Annotated in this window: 17 protein-coding genes; 14 read left to right on the forward strand and 3 right to left on the reverse strand. The window is 66.6% G+C overall.

Annotated features, from left to right (window positions below; genetic code table 11):
• Positions 1 to 39: 39 nt before the first annotated feature.
• The 11 genes from CLM73_RS05905 (at position 40) to CLM73_RS05955 (ending at position 15,755) form a co-directional block, all read left to right on the forward strand.
• Positions 40 to 2,013: a BCCT family transporter gene (locus CLM73_RS05905; protein WP_105237710.1), complete on the forward strand. Its 1,974-nt coding sequence runs from the start codon at positions 40 to 42 to the stop codon at positions 2,011 to 2,013.
• 158 nt (positions 2,014 to 2,171) lie between these two features.
• Complete coding sequence (locus CLM73_RS05910; RefSeq protein ID WP_105237711.1) at positions 2,172 to 3,305, forward strand: efflux RND transporter periplasmic adaptor subunit; 1,134 nt, start codon at positions 2,172 to 2,174, stop codon at positions 3,303 to 3,305.
• 15 nt (positions 3,306 to 3,320) lie between these two features.
• Complete coding sequence (locus CLM73_RS05915; protein ID WP_105237712.1) at positions 3,321 to 6,422, forward strand: MexW/MexI family multidrug efflux RND transporter permease subunit; 3,102 nt, start codon at positions 3,321 to 3,323, stop codon at positions 6,420 to 6,422.
• 10 nt (positions 6,423 to 6,432) lie between these two features.
• A complete protein-coding gene (locus CLM73_RS05920; protein ID WP_105237713.1) occupies positions 6,433 to 7,890 on the forward strand; it encodes an efflux transporter outer membrane subunit in 1,458 nt (485 codons plus the stop codon).
• Between the two features lie 58 nt (positions 7,891 to 7,948).
• Positions 7,949 to 8,608 (forward strand): helix-turn-helix transcriptional regulator, encoded by a 660-nt coding sequence (locus tag CLM73_RS05925; RefSeq protein WP_105237714.1) that lies wholly within the window; start codon positions 7,949 to 7,951, stop codon positions 8,606 to 8,608.
• Complete coding sequence (locus CLM73_RS05930; protein ID WP_105237715.1) at positions 8,605 to 9,504, forward strand: LysR family transcriptional regulator; 900 nt, start codon at positions 8,605 to 8,607, stop codon at positions 9,502 to 9,504. The genes CLM73_RS05925 and CLM73_RS05930 overlap by 4 nt, the downstream gene beginning before the upstream one ends.
• Before the next feature lie 223 nt (positions 9,505 to 9,727).
• Complete coding sequence (locus tag CLM73_RS05935; RefSeq protein ID WP_105237716.1) at positions 9,728 to 11,224, forward strand: ABC transporter substrate-binding protein; 1,497 nt, start codon at positions 9,728 to 9,730, stop codon at positions 11,222 to 11,224.
• A gap of 70 nt (positions 11,225 to 11,294) precedes the next feature.
• A complete protein-coding gene (locus CLM73_RS05940; RefSeq protein ID WP_105237717.1) occupies positions 11,295 to 13,094 on the forward strand; it encodes a gamma-glutamyltransferase family protein in 1,800 nt (599 codons plus the stop codon).
• 85 nt (positions 13,095 to 13,179) lie between these two features.
• The gene (locus CLM73_RS05945; RefSeq protein WP_105237718.1) at positions 13,180 to 14,154 is read left to right on the forward strand and encodes a diacylglycerol/lipid kinase family protein; all 975 of its coding nucleotides are present in this window, start codon (positions 13,180 to 13,182) and stop codon (positions 14,152 to 14,154) included.
• Positions 14,151 to 14,942, forward strand: a complete 792-nt coding sequence (locus CLM73_RS05950; RefSeq protein ID WP_056568307.1) for a metallophosphoesterase family protein — start codon at positions 14,151 to 14,153, stop codon at positions 14,940 to 14,942. Before CLM73_RS05945 ends, CLM73_RS05950 begins: the two co-directional genes overlap by 4 nt.
• Positions 14,943 to 14,987: 45 nt before the next feature.
• On the forward strand, positions 14,988 to 15,755 hold the full coding sequence (locus CLM73_RS05955; protein WP_105237719.1) for a phosphatase PAP2 family protein: 768 nt from the start codon (positions 14,988 to 14,990) through the stop codon (positions 15,753 to 15,755).
• Here CLM73_RS05955 and CLM73_RS05960 read toward each other — a convergent pair.
• From CLM73_RS05960 to CLM73_RS05970, 3 genes are read right to left on the reverse strand one after another with little or no spacing between them, the layout of a single operon-like run.
• A complete protein-coding gene (locus CLM73_RS05960) occupies positions 15,726 to 16,160 on the reverse strand; it encodes an NAD(P)-binding domain-containing protein (protein WP_105237720.1) in 435 nt (144 codons plus the stop codon). The genes CLM73_RS05955 and CLM73_RS05960 overlap by 30 nt on opposite strands.
• On the reverse strand, positions 16,157 to 16,600 hold the full coding sequence (locus tag CLM73_RS05965; protein WP_105237721.1) for a PaaI family thioesterase: 444 nt from the start codon (positions 16,598 to 16,600) through the stop codon (positions 16,157 to 16,159). The genes CLM73_RS05960 and CLM73_RS05965 overlap by 4 nt, the downstream gene beginning before the upstream one ends.
• A complete protein-coding gene (locus CLM73_RS05970) occupies positions 16,597 to 17,211 on the reverse strand; it encodes a TetR/AcrR family transcriptional regulator (RefSeq protein ID WP_105241397.1) in 615 nt (204 codons plus the stop codon). Before CLM73_RS05970 ends, CLM73_RS05965 begins: the two co-directional genes overlap by 4 nt.
• A 456-nt stretch (positions 17,212 to 17,667) precedes the next feature.
• On the opposite strand from CLM73_RS05970, the gene CLM73_RS05975 reads away from it, so the two are divergent.
• From CLM73_RS05975 to CLM73_RS05985, 3 genes are all read left to right on the forward strand, one after another.
• The gene (locus tag CLM73_RS05975) at positions 17,668 to 18,795 is read left to right on the forward strand and encodes a porin (RefSeq protein WP_105237722.1); all 1,128 of its coding nucleotides are present in this window, start codon (positions 17,668 to 17,670) and stop codon (positions 18,793 to 18,795) included.
• A 293-nt stretch (positions 18,796 to 19,088) separates the two neighbouring features.
• Positions 19,089 to 19,448 (forward strand): NADH-quinone oxidoreductase subunit A, encoded by a 360-nt coding sequence (locus CLM73_RS05980; RefSeq protein WP_006217959.1) that lies wholly within the window; start codon positions 19,089 to 19,091, stop codon positions 19,446 to 19,448.
• Positions 19,449 to 19,487: 39 nt separating this feature from the next.
• Positions 19,488 to 19,964 (forward strand): NuoB/complex I 20 kDa subunit family protein, encoded by a 477-nt coding sequence (locus tag CLM73_RS05985; protein ID WP_006217960.1) that lies wholly within the window; start codon positions 19,488 to 19,490, stop codon positions 19,962 to 19,964.
• The last annotated feature ends 36 nt before the right edge of the window (positions 19,965 to 20,000 follow it).

Raw genomic sequence — 20,000 nt, forward strand, 5'->3', positions numbered from 1 at the left:
CGCCACGTTCCGCGACCCTCGGGCGCAAGGAGTGCATCCATGACTTCGGAATCCCGACCCGGCACGACCATCCATCGGCCTGTCTTTTTTTCAGCGGCCCTCTTCACGGTGCTGCTCGTCGCCTTCGCCATCATTGCGCCCAAGGCCGCTCAGGACGTCTTCGGCGCGATGCAGGCATGGATCATCAGCAACGCAAGCTGGTTCTACATCCTGGTCGTTGCCGTCATCTTGATCTCGGTCGCGTTTCTGGCGATCAGCCGGTATGGGGACATCAAGCTGGGCCCGGACCACAGCGAGCCCGATTACCGCAATTTCACCTGGTTCGCCATGCTGTTCTCCGCTGGCATGGGGATCGGGCTGATGTTCTTCGGCGTGGCCGAGCCCGTCATGCACTTCTTGTCGCCGCCCGTGGGCGAGGGCGGCACGGTCGAGGCGGCGCGCGAGTCCATGAAGATCACCTTCTTCCATTGGGGCCTGCACGCCTGGGCGATCTACGCGGCGGTGGCGCTGACGCTCGCGTTCTTCAGCTTCCGCCACGGCCTGCCGCTGACCCTGCGGTCCGCGCTGTATCCGCTGATCGGCAACCGCATCCACGGCCCGATCGGCCATGCGGTCGACATCTTCGCCATCATCGGCACCGTGCTGGGCGTGGCGACGTCGCTGGGCCTGGGCGTGGCGCAGATGAACAGCGGCTTGAATCACCTGTTCGGCATTCCCGTGGGCGTCGTACCGCAGATCATCCTGATCGTCATCACCTGCGGCCTGGCGACCATGTCGGTGGCCAGCGGGCTGGACAAGGGCATCCGCATCCTGTCGGAAGCCAACATGGTGCTGGCCGTGATCCTGCTGCTGTTCGTGCTAATTGCCGGCCCCACGGTGTTCCTGTTTCAGACGTTCGTGCAGAACACTGGCGCTTATCTGTCCGACATCGTCAACAAGACCTTCAACCTGTACGCCTATGAGCCGACCGACTGGCTGGGCGGCTGGACGCTGTTCTATTGGGGCTGGTGGATCGCGTGGTCGCCGTTCGTCGGCCTGTTCATCGCCCGCATCTCGCGCGGCCGCACCATCCGCGAATTCGTCTGCGGCGTGCTGCTGGTGCCGGCCGGCTTCACGCTGTTCTGGATGACGGTGTTCGGCGACACGGCCATTTACTACATTCTGGTGGGCGGCGATCAGGGCTTGGCGCAGGCGGTGGACAAGGACAGTTCCCTGGCGCTCTTCGCGTTTCTGGAGTTATTGCCCTGGAGCAGCGTGATATCGATCTTTGCCATCGCGATGGTGGCGGTGTTCTTTGTCACCTCAGCCGACTCGGGGGCGCTGGTCGTGGACCTGCTGGCCTCGGGCGGCGCGGACCGCACGCCGGTGTGGCAGCGGATCTTCTGGTCGCTGTCGATGGGCGCGGTGGCCATTGCGCTGCTGCTGGCCGACGGCTTGACCGCGCTGCAAACTGCCACCATCGCCAGCGCACTGCCATTCTCGATCATCCTGCTGCTGTCGCTGTGGGGGCTGTTCAAGGCGCTAAAGCTCGACGCGACCAAACGCGGCATCCGCTACCAGTCCCTGACGCTCTCGCGGCCCGCGCGCGGCGGCCAGTCGTGGGAACGGCGCCTGCGCAACATGGTCATGATGCCGCGCCGCGCCCATGTGCTGCGCTTCATCACGGACGTGGTGCGGCCGGCCCTGGAAGACGTGGCCGACGAACTGCGCAAGCAGGGCTATGCCGTAGAGGTGCGCGAAGACGAAAACGAAGGCGGGGTGATCCTGGAAGTCTCGCACGGCGAACATCTGGACTTCTCCTACGCCGTGCAGCCGCAGGCCTTCGTGCGGCCAAGCCTCACGCCCGACGAAGCGGCCGACGAAGACGAGCGCAAGTACTTCCGCGCCGAAGTCCACCTCCGCGAGGGCGGGCAGGACTACGACATCATGGGCTGGAGCCGCGATGCGGTGATCGGCGACATCCTGGATCAGTACGAGCGGCATCGCCACTACCTGCACATGGTCCGTTCCTAATACCCCGATTTCCTTCCCCTTTAGCCACGCTGCCCGCGTGGCTTTTTTTCGCCCATAGCCCGTCGCTATCCCCCTCATTGTTTTCGCCGCTTTGACGGAAAGCCCCAATTCAAGGATTATCCAAGCAAATACTTGTTTAAATAAAAAGTGAGCGAAAAATGAAGGCGAAGGCAGGAGCATGGGCGGTTGTCGCCCTGGCAGTGGCGGCGGCGTTGGCCGGCGGGGCGATGTACTGGAAATCCAATGGGGCCGCGCACGGCGGCGGATGGTCGATGCCGCCGGCCAAGGTCGCGGTGGCCGCCGCGGTGCAGGCGGATTTCCCGGTTGTGCTCGCCGGCATCGGCTCGCTGGAGGCCACGCGCCAGGTGCTGGTGCCCGCCGAGGTTGACGGTCGTGTCGCGCAGATCCTGTTCACGCCGGGCGAGTCCGTGAAGGCCGGGCAGTTGCTCGTGCAATTGAACGACGCGCCCGAGCAGGGCGAGCTGGCGCGGCTGCAGGCGCAGGCACGCAACGCGCGGGCCTTGCTGGACCGCACGCGCCGCCTGGTGCCGCTGCAGGCCGCCACGCGCGAGCAGCTCGATCAGGCGCAGGCCGATCATGAGCAGGCCGCCGCCGACGTGCGGCGCGTGCAGGCGCTGATCGACCAGAAGCGCATCAAGGCGCCGTTCGACGGGGTGCTGGGCGTGCGCCGCGTGAACCTCGGCCAGTTTGCCCGCGCTGGCGATCCGCTGGTATCACTGACGGATGCGTCCTCCGTGTACGCGAACCTCACGCTGCCCGAGCAGGCGCTGGGCGCGCTGCGCGTTGGCCAGCCCGTGGCGGTGACGGTGGATGCGCACGCCGGCCGTGCGTTCCCGGGCAAGGTCACGACCGTGGAGCCGCAGGTCGACCCAGGCACGCGCACGGTCCGCGTGCAGGCGCTGCTGGCCAATCCGGACGGCGCGCTGTCCGCGGGCATGTACGCGCAGGGCAGGATCAGCCTGCCCGACCGCCCGAACGTCATCACCGTGCCGGAGACGGCCGTGAGCTACAGCGCCTATGGCGATTCGGTCTATGTCGTGGCTGCGCCCGAATCCGGCACGGCCGGCGCGGCGCCCACCGTCCGTCAGGCCTATGTGAAGACCGGAGAACGCCTGCGCGGCCGCGTGGTGGTGACCGAGGGGATCAAGGCCGGCGACCGGGTCGTTACGTCGGGCCAGCTGCGGCTGCACAACGGCGCGGCCGTCGAGATCCTGCCGGGCGACACCGTGGCGCTGACCGCGCCGGGGCAGGCCGTGGCGCAAGCCCGATAAGGCACGGAGGCTCCCATGAAGTTCACCGATCTTTTCGTGCGCCGTCCCGTGCTGGCGCTGGTGGTCAGCACGCTCATCCTGCTGCTGGGCATCAAGGCGCTGAGCGGCTTGCCCGTCCGGCAGTACCCGCTGACCGAAAGCACGACCATCACCATCACCACGCAGTATCCGGGCGCCTCGCCCGACCTGATGCAGGGCTTCGTAACGCAGCCCATCGCGCAGTCCGTGGCCACGGTCGAAGGCATTGATTACCTGTCGTCGTCGTCCACGCAGGGCCGCAGCGTGATCACCGTGCGGATGAAGCTGAACGCCGACTCCAACAAGGCCATGACCGAAGTGATGGCCAAGGTCAACGAGGTCAAGTACCGCCTGCCGCAGGACGTCTACGATCCGGTCCTGGTCAAGTCCGCGGGCGAGGCCACGGCCGTCGCCTATGTGGGCTTTTCCAGCACGAACCTGTCGCTGGCCGCGCTGACCGACTATCTGTCGCGCGTGGTGCAGCCGCAGCTCTCGTCCATCGACGGCGTGGCAAGCGTCGAGCTGTACGGCGGGCAGAAGCTGGCGATGCGGGTGTGGCTGGACCCGGATCGCATGGCGGCGCGCGGTATTTCCGCCGGCGAGCTGGCCGACGCGCTGCGCCAGAACAACGTGCAGGCGGCGCCCGGCCAGGCCAAGGGCCTGTACGTGGTGTCCAACATCCAGGTCAACACCGACCTCGTCAACGTGGCCGAATTCCGCGATCTCGTCATCAAGCAGGAAGGCGGCGCCATCGTCAGGCTGGGCGACGTCGCCACGGTGGAGCTGGGCGCGGCATCCACGGATTCGAGCGGCCTGATGGATGGCGAACCGGCCGTCTACTTCGGCCTGAACGCCACGCCGGTCGGCAATCCGCTGGTCATCGTCAAGCGCCTGAACGAACTGCTGCCCAACATCAAGCAGAATCTGCCGCCCGGCACCAGCGTGCAGGTGCCGTTCGAACTGGCCCGCTTCATCAGCGCCTCCATTGACGGCGTGACGCAGACGCTGCTGGAGGCCATCGTCATCGTGGTGGCGGTGATCTTCCTGTGCCTGGGCTCGCTGCGGGCGGTGCTGATTCCGGTGGTGACCATTCCGCTGTCCATGCTGGGCGGCGCGGCCATCATGGCCCTGTTCGGCTTCAGCGTGAACCTCTTGACGTTGCTGGCGATGGTGCTGGCCATCGGGCTGGTGGTGGACGACGCCATCGTCGTGGTCGAGAACGTGCACCGCCACATCGAGGAAGGCAAGTCGCCCGTGCGCGCGGCGCTGATCGGCGCGCGTGAGGTCGCGGGGCCGGTGATCGCCATGACCATCACGCTGGCGGCGGTCTACGCGCCGATCGGGCTGATGGGCGGGCTGACCGGCTCGCTCTTCAAGGAGTTCGCGTTCACGTTGGCGGGGGCGGTGGTGGTGTCGGGCGTTATCGCGCTGACGCTGTCGCCGGTGATGAGCTCGTTTCTCTTGAACGGCCGGGTAGCCGATGGGTGGATGGCGCGCAAGGCCGAGCACTTCTTCGGCCGGCTTGGCGATGCCTATGGCCGCGTGCTGGACGTGTCGCTGCATCACCGTTGGGTGACAGGCGTGCTGGCGGTGGCCGTGCTGGCCAGCCTGCCATTCCTGTACAACGCCGCGCAGCAGGAACTGGCGCCGGTCGAGGACCAGTCCACGGTGCTCACCGCCATCAAGTCGCCGCAGCAGGCCAACATCGACTACGTCGAGAAGTTCGGCAAGAAGTGGGACGACGTCATGAAGACGCTGCCCGAGCAGAATGGGCGCTGGCTGATCAACGGGTCCGACGACGTGTCCAACAGCATCGGCGGCGTGAACTTCGTGGACTGGCAGGAACGCGAGCGTTCGGCCGACGAGATCCAGGCCGACATGCAGGCGATGGCCAATGGCGTGGAAGGCAGCAACATCTTCGCGTTCCAGCTGCCGTCCTTGCCCGGCTCCACCGGCGGGCTGCCCGTGCAGATGGTGCTGATGAGCGCGTCCGACTATGCCGTGGTTTATGACGCCATGGAAAGCCTGAAGAAGGCCGCGCGCGAAAGCGGCCTCTTCATGGTGGTCGACAGCGATCTGGACTACAACAATCCGGTTGTGCAACTGAAGGTGGACCGTAGTAAGGCGAACAGCCTGGGCGTCACCATGAAAGCCATCGGCGACACGCTGGCGGTGCTGGTGGGCGAGAACTACGTCAATCGCTTCGGCATGGATGGGCGATCGTATGACGTCATTCCGCAAAGCCTGCGCGAGCAACGCATCTCGCCGCAGGCGCTGGCGCAGTACCACGTGAAAAGCGCCTCGGGCGCGCAGGTGCCGCTGTCCAATCTGGTGTCGGTGTCGATGGGCGTGGAGCCCAACAAGCTCACGCAGTTCAATCAGTTGAACGCCGCCACGTTCCAGGCCATTCCCATGCCGGGCGTCACGATGGGCGATGCGGTGCGGTTCCTGACGCGCGAGGCGCAGTCGCTGCCCGCGGGCTTCAGCTACGACTGGCAGTCCGACGCGCGCCAGTTCACGCAGGAAGGCTCGGCGCTGATGATCACCTTCATCTTCGCCATCATCGTCATCTACCTGGTGCTGGCCGCGCAGTACGAAAGCCTGCGCGATCCGTTCATCATCCTGGTGAGCGTGCCCATGTCGATCTGCGGCGCGCTGATTCCGCTGGCGCTGGGCATGGCCACCGTCAACATTTACACGCAGATCGGGCTGGTGACGCTGATCGGGCTGATCAGCAAGCACGGGATCCTGATGGTGGAGTTTGCCAACGAAATGCAGGTCAGTCACGGCCTGGACCGGCGGGCCGCCATGGAGCAGGCCGCGCGCATCCGCCTGCGTCCCATCCTGATGACCACGGCCGCCATGGTCATGGGGCTGATCCCGCTGCTGTTCGCCACCGGCGCCGGCGCGCATAGCCGCTACAGCCTGGGGTTGGTCATCGTGGTGGGCCTGCTGGTGGGCACGCTGTTCACGCTTTTCGTGCTGCCCACCGTCTACACCGTGTTTGCCCGCGATCACCGGGCGGCCAACGACACGCCGCGCGCCCGCGAACTGGCGCAGGCCGACGCCGAGGACGCGCGCGCCGCGGCCTCGCACTGAGGAATCGATCATGAATACGCTACACCCCTCCCACCGGCTGCGCCGCAGCGCCGTCGTGCTGCTGGCGGCCCTGGCCGTGGCCGGTTGCGCTGTCGGGCCGGATTACCAACAGCCAAACCCCGCGCCCGTCGTCCTGGCGAGTCCGGAGCAGGCCCTGTTCTCCACCGACCAGGTCCAGCGCGATTGGTGGAAGCAGTTGCAGGACCCGCAGCTCGATGGCCTGATCGGCATGGCGCTCGCCCGCAATCTGGACATCCGCATCGCCCAGACCCGCCTTGCCGAATCGCGCGCGGTGCTGGACGAGAAGGAATTGGACAAGCTGCCTGCCGTGACGCTGGGCGGCGGTTATGCGCGCAGCCTGTCGCAGGCGAACCCCGGCGTCGCCGGCGAACGCAACCTGGCCGAAAGCTATCGCGCGGGTTTTGACGCGACCTGGGAGCTGGATCTGTTTGGCCGGCTGCGCCGCGCGGCCGAGGGCGCCGCCGCCCGCAGCGAAGCGCAGGCGGCCGACCTGGCGCAGGCGCGCATCGTGGTGGCGGCCGAGGTGGCGCGCAACTATTTCGAGCTGCGCGGCGCCGAGCAGCGGCTGGCTGTCGCGCGGGCGAACCTCGCCAGCCAAGAGGACAGTCTGCGCGTGACCCAGGCCATGGTGTCGGCCGGCCGCGGCGACGAAGGCGATCTGGCCAGCGCGCGGGCGGAACTGGAGACCGTGCAGGCCAGCATCCCCGTGCAGGAGACCGCGCGCCGGCTGGCGCTGTACCGGATCGCGGTGCTGGCGGCCCTGCGTCCGGTGGAACTGGGCGCGCTGGATGCCGCCACGCCGCTCGCGCCGCTGACGGCGCGGCTGCCCATCGGCGATGTGGGCGCCCTGTTGTCGCGGCGTCCGGACGTGCTGGCCGCCGAACGCAACCTGGCCGCCGCCAATGCCGACGTGGGCGTGGCCACGGCCGATTTGTACCCGCGCATCGACCTGGGCGGATTCCTGGGATTCGTTGCGCTGCGCGGCGCGGACTTCGGCTCGGCGGCCAGCCGCGGATTCAGCGTGGCGGCCGACGCCGGCTGGCCCGCCTTCCACCTGCCCACGGCGCTGGCGCGCAAGCGCGGGGCCGAGGCGCGCCTGGAGGGCGAAGCTGCGCGCTACGAGCGGGCGGTGCTGCGGGCGGTGCAGGAGGTGGAGGAGGCGCTGGCCGAATACGGGCAGACGCAGCAGCGTCTGGGCAATCTGGCGCAGGCGGCCGCCCACAGCGGACGGGCCGCGGAACTGGCCCGGTTGCGCTACCGCGAAGGCAGTACCCCGTATTTGACCGTGCTGGACGCGCAGCGTACGCTTTTGCGCGCCCAGGACGCCGTGGCCGTCGCCGAAGCCGAGTCCTACACGCGCCTCATCGCGCTGTACAAGGCGCTGGGGGGCGGCTGGCAGGCCCAGTCCGCCGACGCCGTGGCGGCGAGCCAGCCCGGCGCCGGCTGACCACCGCAAGCCGTCCATGGCACCATAGGAACCTTCTTCCAGAGCATCGATACCTCTCATGTCTGACAGCCTGTCCCACCCGGCCGCCGCGATCCCGCACCAGCCTGCGGATCGCGTGCTCATGACCCTGAAGACGCGCGGGCCGCAATCCATCGCGGTCATCGCGCGCGCCATGGACGTGACGGCGGAGGCGGTGCGCCAGCAGATGACGCGCCTGCATGCCGACGGGCTGGTCGACTCTGAGAGCCGCAGCGCGGGCCGCGGCCGGCCCACCCAGATCTGGTTCCTGACCGCGGCCGGCCATGGGCGCTTCCCTGACACGCACGCCGAGATGACGGTGCAGATGATCGCGGCCGTGCGCCAGGCGTTCGGCGACGACGGCGTCGACAAGCTGGTGCAGGTGCGCGAAGGCGCCATGCTCAATGTCTATCAGCAGGCCATGCGGGACGCGCCGGACCTGAAAGCGCGGCTCGAGCGCCTGGTCGACGTACGCTGCGCCGAGGGCTACATGGCGGAGCTGCGTGACGACGGCGCGGATTTCATCTTCATCGAGAACCATTGCCCCATCTGTTTCGCCGCCAAGGCCTGTATGGGCTTTTGCCGCAGCGAGCTGGAACTGTTCCGCAAGGTGCTGGGCGAGGGCGTGCAGGTCGACCGCGAAGAACACATCCTGGCCGGCGCGCGGCGCTGCGCCTACCGCGTCAGCGAGCGGCCATGACGCTCAAGCAGCTCGAAGCCTTCTACTGGGCCGCCACCTGCGCCAGTTTTGCCGTGGCGGCCGAGCGGCTGCATCTGTCGGTGTCCTCGCTGTCCAAGCGCATCACGGAGCTGGAAGAAGGGCTGGGCCAGACGCTTTTTGACCGCAGCGGCCACAAGGCCGTGCTGACCGACGCGGGACAGCGCCTCGTGCCGCAGGCGCGCAGCCTGCTCGCCGCGGCTGACCAGGTCCGCGCCTCCATGACTGAAACGCCCGGCCTGCGCGGCCGCTGCCGCTTCGGCGTGGGCGAGCTGACCGCGCTGACCTGGCTGCCGGGGCTGATCCGCGCCGTGCGCGCCGCCTACCCGGAGCTGGTGCTGGAGCCGTACGTGGACATCGGCCAGGTGCTGGAGCAGCGCGTCGCGGACGGCGAACTGGACTTTGCGGTGATCGCCGGCCGGTCTTCCCGCGCCGGCATCGCGTCCTCGCCCATCGGCGAGGCGCAATTCTCCTGGGTCGCCGCGCCCTCGGTGCTGCAACCTTCCGAGACCGGCATGACGATGGCCTTGCTGGCGCGGCTGCCGCTGGTGACCCTGCCCGAAGGCGCGGGCACCACGCGCATCATCGACGACTGGCTGGGCGGCCGCGAAGCCGCGGGCGAGCGCCTGTGCTGCAACAACTGGGGCGCCATCGTCGGGCTGCTGATCGAGGGCACGGGCGTGGGGCTGCTGCCCAGCCATTGGGCCGAAAAGCTCCAGGCCGAAGGCAGCCTGCGCGTCCTGCACGGCGAGCCCGAACTGGCCGCCTTGCCCTACGCGTTCCAGTATCGGCGCGACGACGCCCGGCCGCTGGTCGCCATGCTGCGCGACACGGTCGCCGCGTCGGCCGATTTCTCGGCCCCTTGCCGTCTGCCCTGAGCCATTCGTCCGCAAGGCGGCCGCCACGGGCGTATAGTGGGCGGCGCGCCACCCGCCGGTCTATACAATCGCCGCGCGCCTGGCGCAGAATCCAACAACAAACAACGTGCGCGCGAGGGGGATGGGCCCGGCGATGCGGCACGACCCGGGGTCTGTTGCTCCCTGCCAGGCGGTGCGACCGCGCACGAGACGACAGATCTTCCGGAATCGACGGAGATCTTTCATGCGTAAACTTTGCCTCGCCATGGCCATGGCGGGAATGCTGGCCACCGGATTGGCGCAGGCCCAGTCCACTCTGCGTATCGGGCTGCAGGACGACCCGGACGTGCTGGACCCGGCGCGCGCCCGCACCTTTGTCGGCCGCATCGTGTTCGCCTCGCTGTGCGACAGGCTGGTCGACATCACGCCCGACCTGAAGATCGTGCCGCAGCTCGCGCAATCCTGGACCGTCGGCCCGGACAACAAGACGCTGACCTTCAAGCTGCGCACGGATGCGGTGTTCCATGACGGAACCCCCATCAACGCCGCCGCCGTCAAGGCCAACCTCGACCGCGCCCGCACGCTGCCTGACAGCAACCGCAAGAGCGAGCTGGCCACCGTTGCCAGCGTGGACGCGCCCGACGCCCAGACCGTGGTGCTGAACCTGTCGGAGCCGGACGCCTCGCTGCTGTCGCAGCTGTCCGACCGCGCCGGCATGATGATTTCGCCCGCCAGCTTCGACAAGGACCCCGGCGGCAAGCCCGTGTGCTCGGGCCCGTACCAATTCAAGGAGCGCGTGCAGAACGACCGCATCGTGCTCGAGAAATTCCCCAAGTACTGGGACGCGGCCAACTATCACTTCGATCGCCTCGTCTACACGCCGATTCCGGACAACACCGTGCGCCTGAACAACCTGCGCGCCGGCGACCTGGACATCATCGAGCGCGTGGCGCCCAGCGACGCCAAGGCCGTCAAGGACGACGCCAGCCTGCGCCTGGCGCCGGTCACCGGCCTGGGCTTCCAGTCCATTTCCGTCAACCTGGCCAACGGCGCGCGCGCCGACCATCCGCTCGCCAAGGACAAGCGCGTCCGCCAGGCGCTGGATCTGGCCATCGACCGCGACGTCCTGAACCAGGTGATCGGCGAAGGCATGTTCCAGCCCGCCCACCAGCCGTTCCCGCCGGCCAGCTTTGCGTACAACAAATCCTTCGACCGCCCCGGCCGCGATCCCAAGAAGGCGCAGGCGCTGCTGAAGGAAGCCGGCTACGACCGCGTGAAGGTCGAAATCACCTTCGGCAACAACACCACGATGCAACAGGTCTTCGAACTGGTGCAGGCCATGGGCGCCGAAGCGGGCTTTGACATCTCCCTGCGCCCGGTCGAGTTCGCCTCGCTGCAATCCTCGCTGGCGCGCGGCGACTTCCAGATCGGCCAAAGCGGCTGGTCGGGCCGGGTCGATCCCAGCGGCAACATCCACCAGTACCTGAGCTGCAAGGGCAACCTGAACGACGGCAAGTTCTGCGATCCCGCCGTGGACAAACTGCTCAACGACGCCCGCGCCGAAGCCGACACCACCAAGCGCCGCGCCATGTACGACCAGGTGCTCGCCGCGATGCAGGACCAGCGTCCGATCATCTACCTGTTCTACCTGCCGTGGACGTTCGGCGTGCAGAGCAAGGTGGAAGGCTTCGTCCCGTACCCCGACGGATTGATCCGTCTAAAGGGTGTACAGAAAAAGTAGTGCCTCGGGGCCCGCATACGCGGGCCTCTTCACGGGCGGCGCTGACACCGCCCCAACACCAGGATCCACCATGTTTACGACTCGCCCGGAAATCCTCGGCACCTTCGGTGTCGTGACGTCCACCCATTGGCTGGCCAGTTCGGCCGGCATGTCGCTGCTGGAGCGCGGCGGCAATGCGTTCGATGCCTGCGTCGCTTCGGCGTTCGTGCTGCAGGTGGTCGAGCCCCATCTGGTCGGCCCGGCCGGCGAAGTGCCCGCCGTGTTCTATTCGGCCCGCACCGGCAAGGTAGAGGTCCTGTGCGGGCAGGGCACGACGCCCGCCGCCGCCACGCTGGAACGCTACCGCGCCGAAGGCCTGAAGCTCATTCCCGGCAACGGGCTGCTCGCCACCGTGATCCCCGGCGCGTTCGACGCCTGGATGCTGCTGCTGCGCGATCACGGCACGATGCGCGTGCGCGACGTGCTCGAACCCGCCATCTATTACGCGGAGCACGGCCATGCCCTGATGCCCCGCATCTCCAACACCATCGCCGGCCTGAAGGACTTCTTCGAGACGCACTGGCCGACGACCGCCCAGGTCTACGTGCCGGGCGGGCAAGTGCCGCAGGCCCGCAAGCTGTTCCGCAATCCGGCGCTGGCCCGCACCTGGACCCGCGTGCTGCAAGCCGCCGAAGGCGCAGGCGCCGACCGCGAGCGCCAGATCGAGGCCGCGCGCGACGCGTTCTACCGCGGCTTCATCGCCGAAGAGATCGACCGCTTCGCCCGCAACACCGACGTCATGGACGAAAGCGGCACCACCCATCGCGGCGTCATCACGGCGGACGACCTGGCCGGCTGGTCCGCCAGCTACGACGAACCGCTAACCTACGACTACCACGGCTACACGGTCGCCAAGGCCGGCGCCTGGAGCCAGGGCCCGGTCTTTCTGCAGACCCTCGCCATCCTGAAGGACATGGACCTGGCGGGCGTCAGCCCCACCAGCGCCGAGTTCGTCCACCGGGTCACCGAGGCCATGAAGCTCGCCTTTGCCGACCGCGAAGCCTATTACGGCGACCCGGCCTTCATCGACGTGCCGCTGGCCCATCTGCTATCCGACGCGTACAACGCCGAACGCCGCCAGCTGATCGGGGAGAGCGCGTCGCACGACCTGCTGCCCGGACGGGTGCCCGGCTTCGAGGCGCAGGTCGCGCGTGTCATGGACACCCTTGAGCGCCTGTCGCCCGTCACCGCGCCCGGCAGCGCCACGAACGAACCCACGCTTGCCGACATGCGCGCGTCGGCCAAGCGCGGCGACACCACGCACGTGGATGTAATCGACCGCTGGGGCAACATGATCTCGGCCACGCCGTCGGGCGGCTGGTTCCAGTCGTCGCCGGTCATCCCCGAACTGGGTTTCGGCCTGAACACCCGCGCCCAGATGTTCTGGCTGGAAGAAGGCCTGCCCGGCACGCTGGCGCCGGGCAAGCGTCCGCGCACCACGCTGACCCCCTCGCTCGCGCTGCGCGACGGCAAGCCCTACCTGGCCTTCGGCACGCCGGGCGGAGATCAGCAGGAACAATGGCAACTGCTGTTCTTCCTGCGTCATGTGCACCATGGCCTGAACCTGCAGGAAGCGATCGACCTGCCCATGTCGCACACCATGCACTTCCCGACGTCCTTCTACCCGCGCGACCGCAAGCCGGGCCACCTGGCGCTGGAAGCCAGTTTCGGTCCCGAGGTCATCGCGGCGCTGCGCCAGCGCGGCCACCAGATAGAAGAACTGCCCGAATGGTCGGTCGGCCGGCTGACCGCGGCCTCGCGCGATCCGGACGGACTGCTGCATGCGGCCGCCACGCCGCGCCTGATGCAGGCGTACGCCGTCGGGCGTTGACCGGACGGCGCACGCTTTCTTACAGAGCGGGCGTGCGCCACGCGGCGTCTTGCGGCGGTTTGCCCGCATAGGGTATGTTTGTCGCATGACGCCATCCGAGCAGAGCCCGGCAACAGCGGCTCGACCCCTCACGGGAACAGAACCCTTATTCATCGTCCTCAATAAAGGATCGGGGCGCGGCGACGCGCAGGTCCTGCAGGACACCATCCGGACTATCCTCGACGAGGCCGGGCGGCGCTACGAACTCATGCCCGTCGACGACCCGTCGCGGCTGACGGATGTGGCCCGCAAGGCCGTCAAGCGCGCCCAGGACGAGCAGGGCGTCGTCATCGCCGCGGGCGGCGACGGCACGCTCAATGCCGTTGCGGGCACGGTGCTGGGACAAGGCGTGCCTTTCGGCATCCTGCCGCAGGGCACCTTCAACTACTTCGGCCGCACCTACGGCATCTCGCAAGAAACCGACGTGGCGCTGCGCGGTTTCCTGCAAGGCAACATCCGCCCGGTGCAGGTCGGCCTGCTGAACGGCCGCCTGTTCCTCGTCAACGCCAGCCTCGGCCTGTATCCGCAACTGCTCGAAGACCGCGAAGCCTACAAGCAGCGCTACGGTCGCAGGCGCTGGGTCGCATTGTGGTCGGGCCTGGTCACCCTCTGGCGCCAACCGCGCCAGCTTGGCCTGGAACTCGAATTCGAGGGCAAGTCGCGCAGCCTGCGGTCACCGACGCTGGTCGTGGGCAACAACAAACTGCAGTTGGAGCACATCGGCATCGAAAACGACGAACTCGACCGCAACCGGCTCATCGCCATGGCGGCGCGGCCCGTGGGCACGCTGGCCCTCTATGGCCTGCTGGTGCGCGGCCTGCTCAGCCGGATGGGCGACGCCGAGAACGTGATCAGCTTCGCCTTCGACAAGCTCACGGTGGGCGTGCGCGGGCGCCGACGGGTCAAGGTGGCGATGGACGGCGAAATCTTCTGGATGGACACGCCGCTCGAATTCAAGGTGGCAAGCGATCGCCTGCCCCTGGTGGTGCCGGCGGACCCCGAGCTCCTGGACCGCTCATGACGCGGATCCTGCATCTGTCGGACACCCATTTCGGCACAGAGCGCAAGGCGGTCGTCGAAGCCGTGCTCGACCTGGCGCGCCAGTTGTCGCCCGATCTGGTGGTGCTCAGCGGCGACATCACCCAGCGCGCGCGCCGCAGCCAGTTCGCCGCCGCCCGCCGGTTCATCGAACGCCTCGCGCTGCCCGTGCTGGCGGTGCCGGGCAATCACGATATCCCGCTGTACAACGTATTCGCACGCGCCCTCAATCCCTACGGCAACTACAAGCGCGCGCTGGGGCCGATCCTCGAACCCGTATTCGAGAACGACGGCGTGCTCGCCATCGGGGTGAACACCACCCGGCCAAAACGCCATAAGGACGGCGAGATCTCCGACGCCCAGATCGCCCGTGTCGGCCAGCGGTTGCGGCAGGCCCGGCCGGGCCAGTTGCGGATCGTCGTCGCCCATCACCCCGTGCGCGCCAAGGTTGAATCGGACCTGTCCAATCTGCTGATCGGCCGCGAGCGTGCGCTTGCGGCCTGGGCGCAGGCGGGCGTCGATCTGGTGCTGGGCGGTCACATACACTTGCCCTACGTGCTGCCGCTGACCGCACCGACTGGCCCGGCCGGCTGGATCGTCCAGGCGGGAACCACGTGTTCGCACCGCGTGCGGGGCACCGTGCCCAATTCGCTTGGCGTGATCACCCGCTCGCAAGAGGACGGCCAGTCGGTCTGCCACGTCGAGCGGTGGGACTATGCAGCAGGCGCGCATGCATTTGCGCCCGTCGACAAAACCCTGGTTTCGCTGTAACCGTGCGCGGCGGCGCCGCGCACGTTCCTTTTTGATGGCGCTTTCATGACCGATGTCTACGCGGCATGGGCCGCGGCCCATGCCCTCTCTTTGTTTGTCGCGCTGCCGGTTGTGGCCGGCGGCGTGGCGTTGCTGTTCATGCGCTGCCACGGCCGGCTGTCCGGCAACGGCCGCGCGGCACTGTTCGCCGCGACGGCGGGCGTGTCTTTTGCGGTGTTCCTGGCGCTGGCGCTGGCCGTCGAGCGGCGCGGGGCCGTCGTGGCGTTCGACAGCGCGCTCGCCAACGCGCTCAGCATGTCCATGTCGACCTCGATGCTCTGGCTGCTGTCCTGGATCACCTACCTGGGCGACCGCAACCTGCTCACGGTCGTCGCCGTGCTGATGACGCTAGCGCTGCTGTGGCGCGGTTCATGGCAGCTCGCGCTCTTCTGCGCCATCGCGACCGGCTTGAACGGCGCGCTCAACTGGCTGTTCAAGCATACGTTTGAACGCGTGCGCCCCGACCACGACCACGGCTACGCCATGGCAACCGGCTGGAGCTTTCCCAGCGGCCACTCGTCCGCGGCGATGGCTGTGTACGGCACGGCCTGCTACCTGATGTGGCGCTTTGCGCCGCCCGGCTGGCGCCTGCCCTGCGTGGCATTCATGGCCGCGCTCATCATGGCCATCGGCCTGAGCCGCATCCTCTTGCAGGTGCATTTCGCCAGCGACGTCGCCGCCGGGTTCGCGGTCAGCCTCGGATGGCTGGTCCTGTGCGTGGCGGCCGTCGAGCGGCTGCACGTCTCAGGCAGGACGGTTCAGCGCGTCCAGTAGGCGCGCCTCGACACCGGCAACGGCGCCCGCCTGCAGCGGCGCGCAGGCGTAGCGCCCGCCCGCGCACGCGATGGCCCGGTCAAGCTGCCGCATCCGGTCGGCGGGCGGCGGGTCCAGGTCGATGATCAGCTTGCCGGCAATGGGCGCCGTGACCTGTCCGTCGCTGAAGCGTTCCAGGGTGCGATCGATCTCGCGTTCCCGGGGCAGGGCCAGCACGATGGTGTCGGACTCGGCCAGCGCTTCGCGCGCCGAGGTCGCCAGCGTCGCGTTGCCGCGGAAATCCTCGCAGCGGTCCGCCTCGATGTCGTAAAGCGTCAATGCAATGTCGGGATCGGCGGCCAGCAGCCGCTGCGCCGCCCGCGTGCCGATCCTGCCCATGCCGACGATGCTGACGCGCGGACTCATGGCTTGGGCACCGACCACGTGCTCACGATATGGGCCACCGGCTCGTCCGAGCCTTCGCCCGTCAGCACGACTTCTCCCGCGGAAAGCCGGCCCACCTTGAGCAGGCGGGCGTGGGCATGGATGGCGCCCGCGGGGCTCTTGCGCAAAAAATTGATGGTCAGGCTGGCCGTGACCGCATGAGCCTGCCCGGTCGCGCCCACGACCGCTGCATACATGGCCAGGTCGGCCAGTCCCATCAGCATCGGTCCGGCAACGATGCCCCCCAGCCGCTGGTGCGTGTCCCGGGCCGGCAGCACGGCGTGCGCCGTGCCGTGGCCGATGTGCAGGACATCGATCCCCAGCAGCATCGAGAACGGGTGCTGGTCGGCCAGCAGCACGTGAAAGTCGGCAAGGCTGATCAGCGGCGGGCGCGCATTGGCGGCGAGGGCGGTTGCGGTCATCGTTGTTCCAGAGCGTGGCAATAGTTGTCCAGCAGCGCGTCGGCCTGCTGGCCCAGGGACTTGAGGCGGCGGGTATGCACCAGCAGCAACAGTCCCATCAGATAAGTGAACACGTTCATCTGCTCGACCTGAACGGACTCGTCGCGCCAGCCCTTCGTGCGTGACAGCGCCTGTCCGATCAGATCGATGCATTGCCGCAACCGGCTATTGAGCTGTTCGTCCATGTCCCGGCCCAGCCCGCGTGGGCCAAGTCCCTGGAACAGATACATCCCCAGCGAAAAATCCGTGCGCCGCTGCGCGTAGTACGCAAAGAACGCCCGTATCACGCCGCGCGCGGCCGACTGCGGCGCCTCGGCCTCGCCCGCCTGCGCCAGATGCGCGTGCAGCCGCTGCAACGATCCATCCAGCAGTTCCCCGTACAGCGCTTCCTTGCCCGCGAACCAGGGATAGATGGCGCCGGTCGTGCAACCGGCTTCCTTCGCGATGGCCCGGATCGTCGTCTTTTCCAGCCCATCCCGCTCGAACACGCGCTGCGCGGCGTCCAGGATGATCTGCCTGCGCAGGGCGCTCAGACGTTCGTTACGGTCGGCACGGGGGGAGGGCGTGGACATGGCGCTTGGCGGCGATTCGATGTCACCGATCATATCGACGATTTTTATTAATAACAATGTTATTAACGCCGCACGTGATTACGATGATCTTCAGTGCCGGCATCATCCCGGCCGCTCCGGTTTAGCGCCGCATGGCAGCCGGAGCCGCGAAGAAAGTAGCGTGACGAATGGGTTTTGGAATTGCCCAGAAAATTGGGGGCAGGGCCGAAAGTCGCATGGTTGCGCGCTCGGGCAGTTCGGTAAGGGTAAGCCCTAGCGATACGCGGCAAGCATCAGCGGGATGTTGCAACTTCCCAACAAGCCTGTCGCAAACCTGCACTTTTCTGATGCCGACCATAGCCAGTCCCCCCGATTTTTGATGCAATAGCGTCAACTTCCCTTCGCGGAGTTAGGGGGGCGGCAGGCTGGTTTGCTGGATTGCTGCTCTTGTCACTCAAATCAACGGAGATTTCTTAAATGAAAAAGACTCTGCTCGCTGCCGCCCTGCTCGCCGGTTTCGCCGGTGTCGCCCAGGCAGAAACGTCTGTCACCCTGTACGGTATCATCGACACGGGCCTCGGCTACAACAAGATCAGCGGCGGTTCTGATGCCCAAAACGGCAGCCGTTTTGGCATGATCAACGGCGTCCAGAACGGTTCGCGCTGGGGTCTGCGTGGTTCGGAAGATCTGGGTGACGGCCTGCGCGCTGTTTTCCAACTGGAATCGGGCTTCAACTCGGGTAACGGCAACTCCGCTCAAGGTGGTCGTCTGTTCGGCCGTCAAGCCACCGTCGGTCTGGCCAGCGACAGCTGGGGTCAACTGGACTTCGGTCGCCAAACCAACATCGCGTCGAAGTACTTCGGCTCGATCGATCCGTTCGGCGCTGGCTTCGGTCAAGCCAACATCGGCGTCGGCATGAGCGCTGCCAACACGCAACGCTACGACAACATGGTCATGTATCAGACCCCGTCGTTCAGCGGCTTCCAGTTCGGCGTTGGCTACTCGTTCAGCGCTGATGACACCAAGGGTGCTGAAACCGGCTTCAAGACCGCCGACAACACCCGCGCCATCACGACCGGTCTGCGCTACGTCAACGGCCCGCTGAACGTCGCTCTGTCGTACGACCAGCTGAATGCCTCGAACCGTCTGCCGACCGAATCGACCGACGCCACCCCGCGTATGTACGCCATCGGCGGTTCGTACGACTTCGAAGTCGTGAAGCTGGCTCTGGCCTACGCTCGCACGACCGACGGCTGGTTCGCCGGCCAAGGCACCGCCACCAGCACCATCGGTGGTGGCACGGGTTCCGTGAACTTCGGCAGCAACCTGTTTGCTGACGGCTTCAAGGCCAACTCGTACCTGGTCGGTCTGTCGGCCCCGATCGGCGGCGCTTCGAACCTGTTCGGTTCGTGGCAGCGCGTTGATCCGTCGAACTCGAACCTGACGGGTGATGATTCCAACATGAACATCTACTCGCTGGGCTACACCTACGACCTGTCCAAGCGCACCAACCTGTACGCTTACGGTTCGTACGCCACGAACTACGCCTTCCTGAACGACCTGAAGTCGACCGCTGTCGGCGTCGGTGTCCGTCACCGCTTCTAATCCAATGCAGGGCGCAAGCCCTGTGTGGATTTAAAGCAAAAGCGAACGGGCCTCGGCCCGTTCGTATAAGCCACCCTTTCGGGGGTGGTTTTTTTTCGTCTGCTGACTGAATTCAGGCATACTACGACTTCGTGTCGTTCGAGCCGCACATGCTCGTGATGCACCGACGAAAGCTGCGATTGTTCCATTTGAGGAATGCAGTCTTTCACCCGCTATTCAAGCTACAGAGTTCAGCCGGAACTAACCGCGCGAATGCTACAATCCTAAGGTTTGCGCATTTGACGGACGCCTGAATGAACCTGCAACAGTATTTTCCCGTCCTGCTGTTTATCGTAGTGGCCACCCTTATCGGGTTCGCGCTTCTAACGGCCGGCTCCCTCCTTGGCCCGCGGCGTCCTTACGCTGAGAAGCTCTCGCCTTACGAGTGCGGCTTCGAAGCGTTTGAAGATGCACGCATGAAGTTTGACGTGCGCTACTACCTCGTGGCGATCCTGTTCATTCTTTTCGACCTGGAAATCGCGTTCCTGTTCCCATGGGCCATCGCCCAGGGCACCGTCGGACTCGTCGGTTTCTGGACGGTCATGGTTTTCCTCGCCGTGTTGACCGTCGGCTTCATCTACGAATGGAAAAAGGGCGCGCTGGATTGGGAGTGACCTTCGGGTTCATTTCACAGCACGCTATCAGAGACGAATATGGCTATAGACGGCATTCTCAAGCAAGGGTTCATCACCACCAGCGCCGACAAGTTCCTGAACTGGGCGAAGACCGGTTCGATGTGGCCCATGACCTTCGGTCTGGCCTGTTGCGCGGTTGAGATGATGCACGCGGGCGCAGCCCGCTATGACCTGGACCAATTCGGCATCATCTTCCGGCCCAGTCCGCGCCAGTCCGATCTTATGATCGTTGCCGGCACGCTGTGCAACAAGATGGCGCCCGCGCTGCGCAAGGTCTACGACCAGATGCCCGAGCCGCGCTGGGTGGTTTCCATGGGCTCCTGTGCCAATGGCGGCGGCTACTACCACTACTCGTATTCGGTGGTGCGTGGCTGTGATCGCATCGTACCGGTAGACGTCTACGTGCCGGGCTGCCCGCCCACGGCCGAGGCGCTGGTCTACGGCTTGCTGCAAATGCAGAACAAGATCCGTCTGACCAACACGATTGCGCGCTGATGCTTCGTCCGGTCCGACGGCAGGCCTCAGCCGCCT

This window comes from Achromobacter spanius, assembly GCF_002966795.1.
Taxonomy (GTDB): domain Bacteria; phylum Pseudomonadota; class Gammaproteobacteria; order Burkholderiales; family Burkholderiaceae_B; genus Achromobacter; species Achromobacter spanius_D.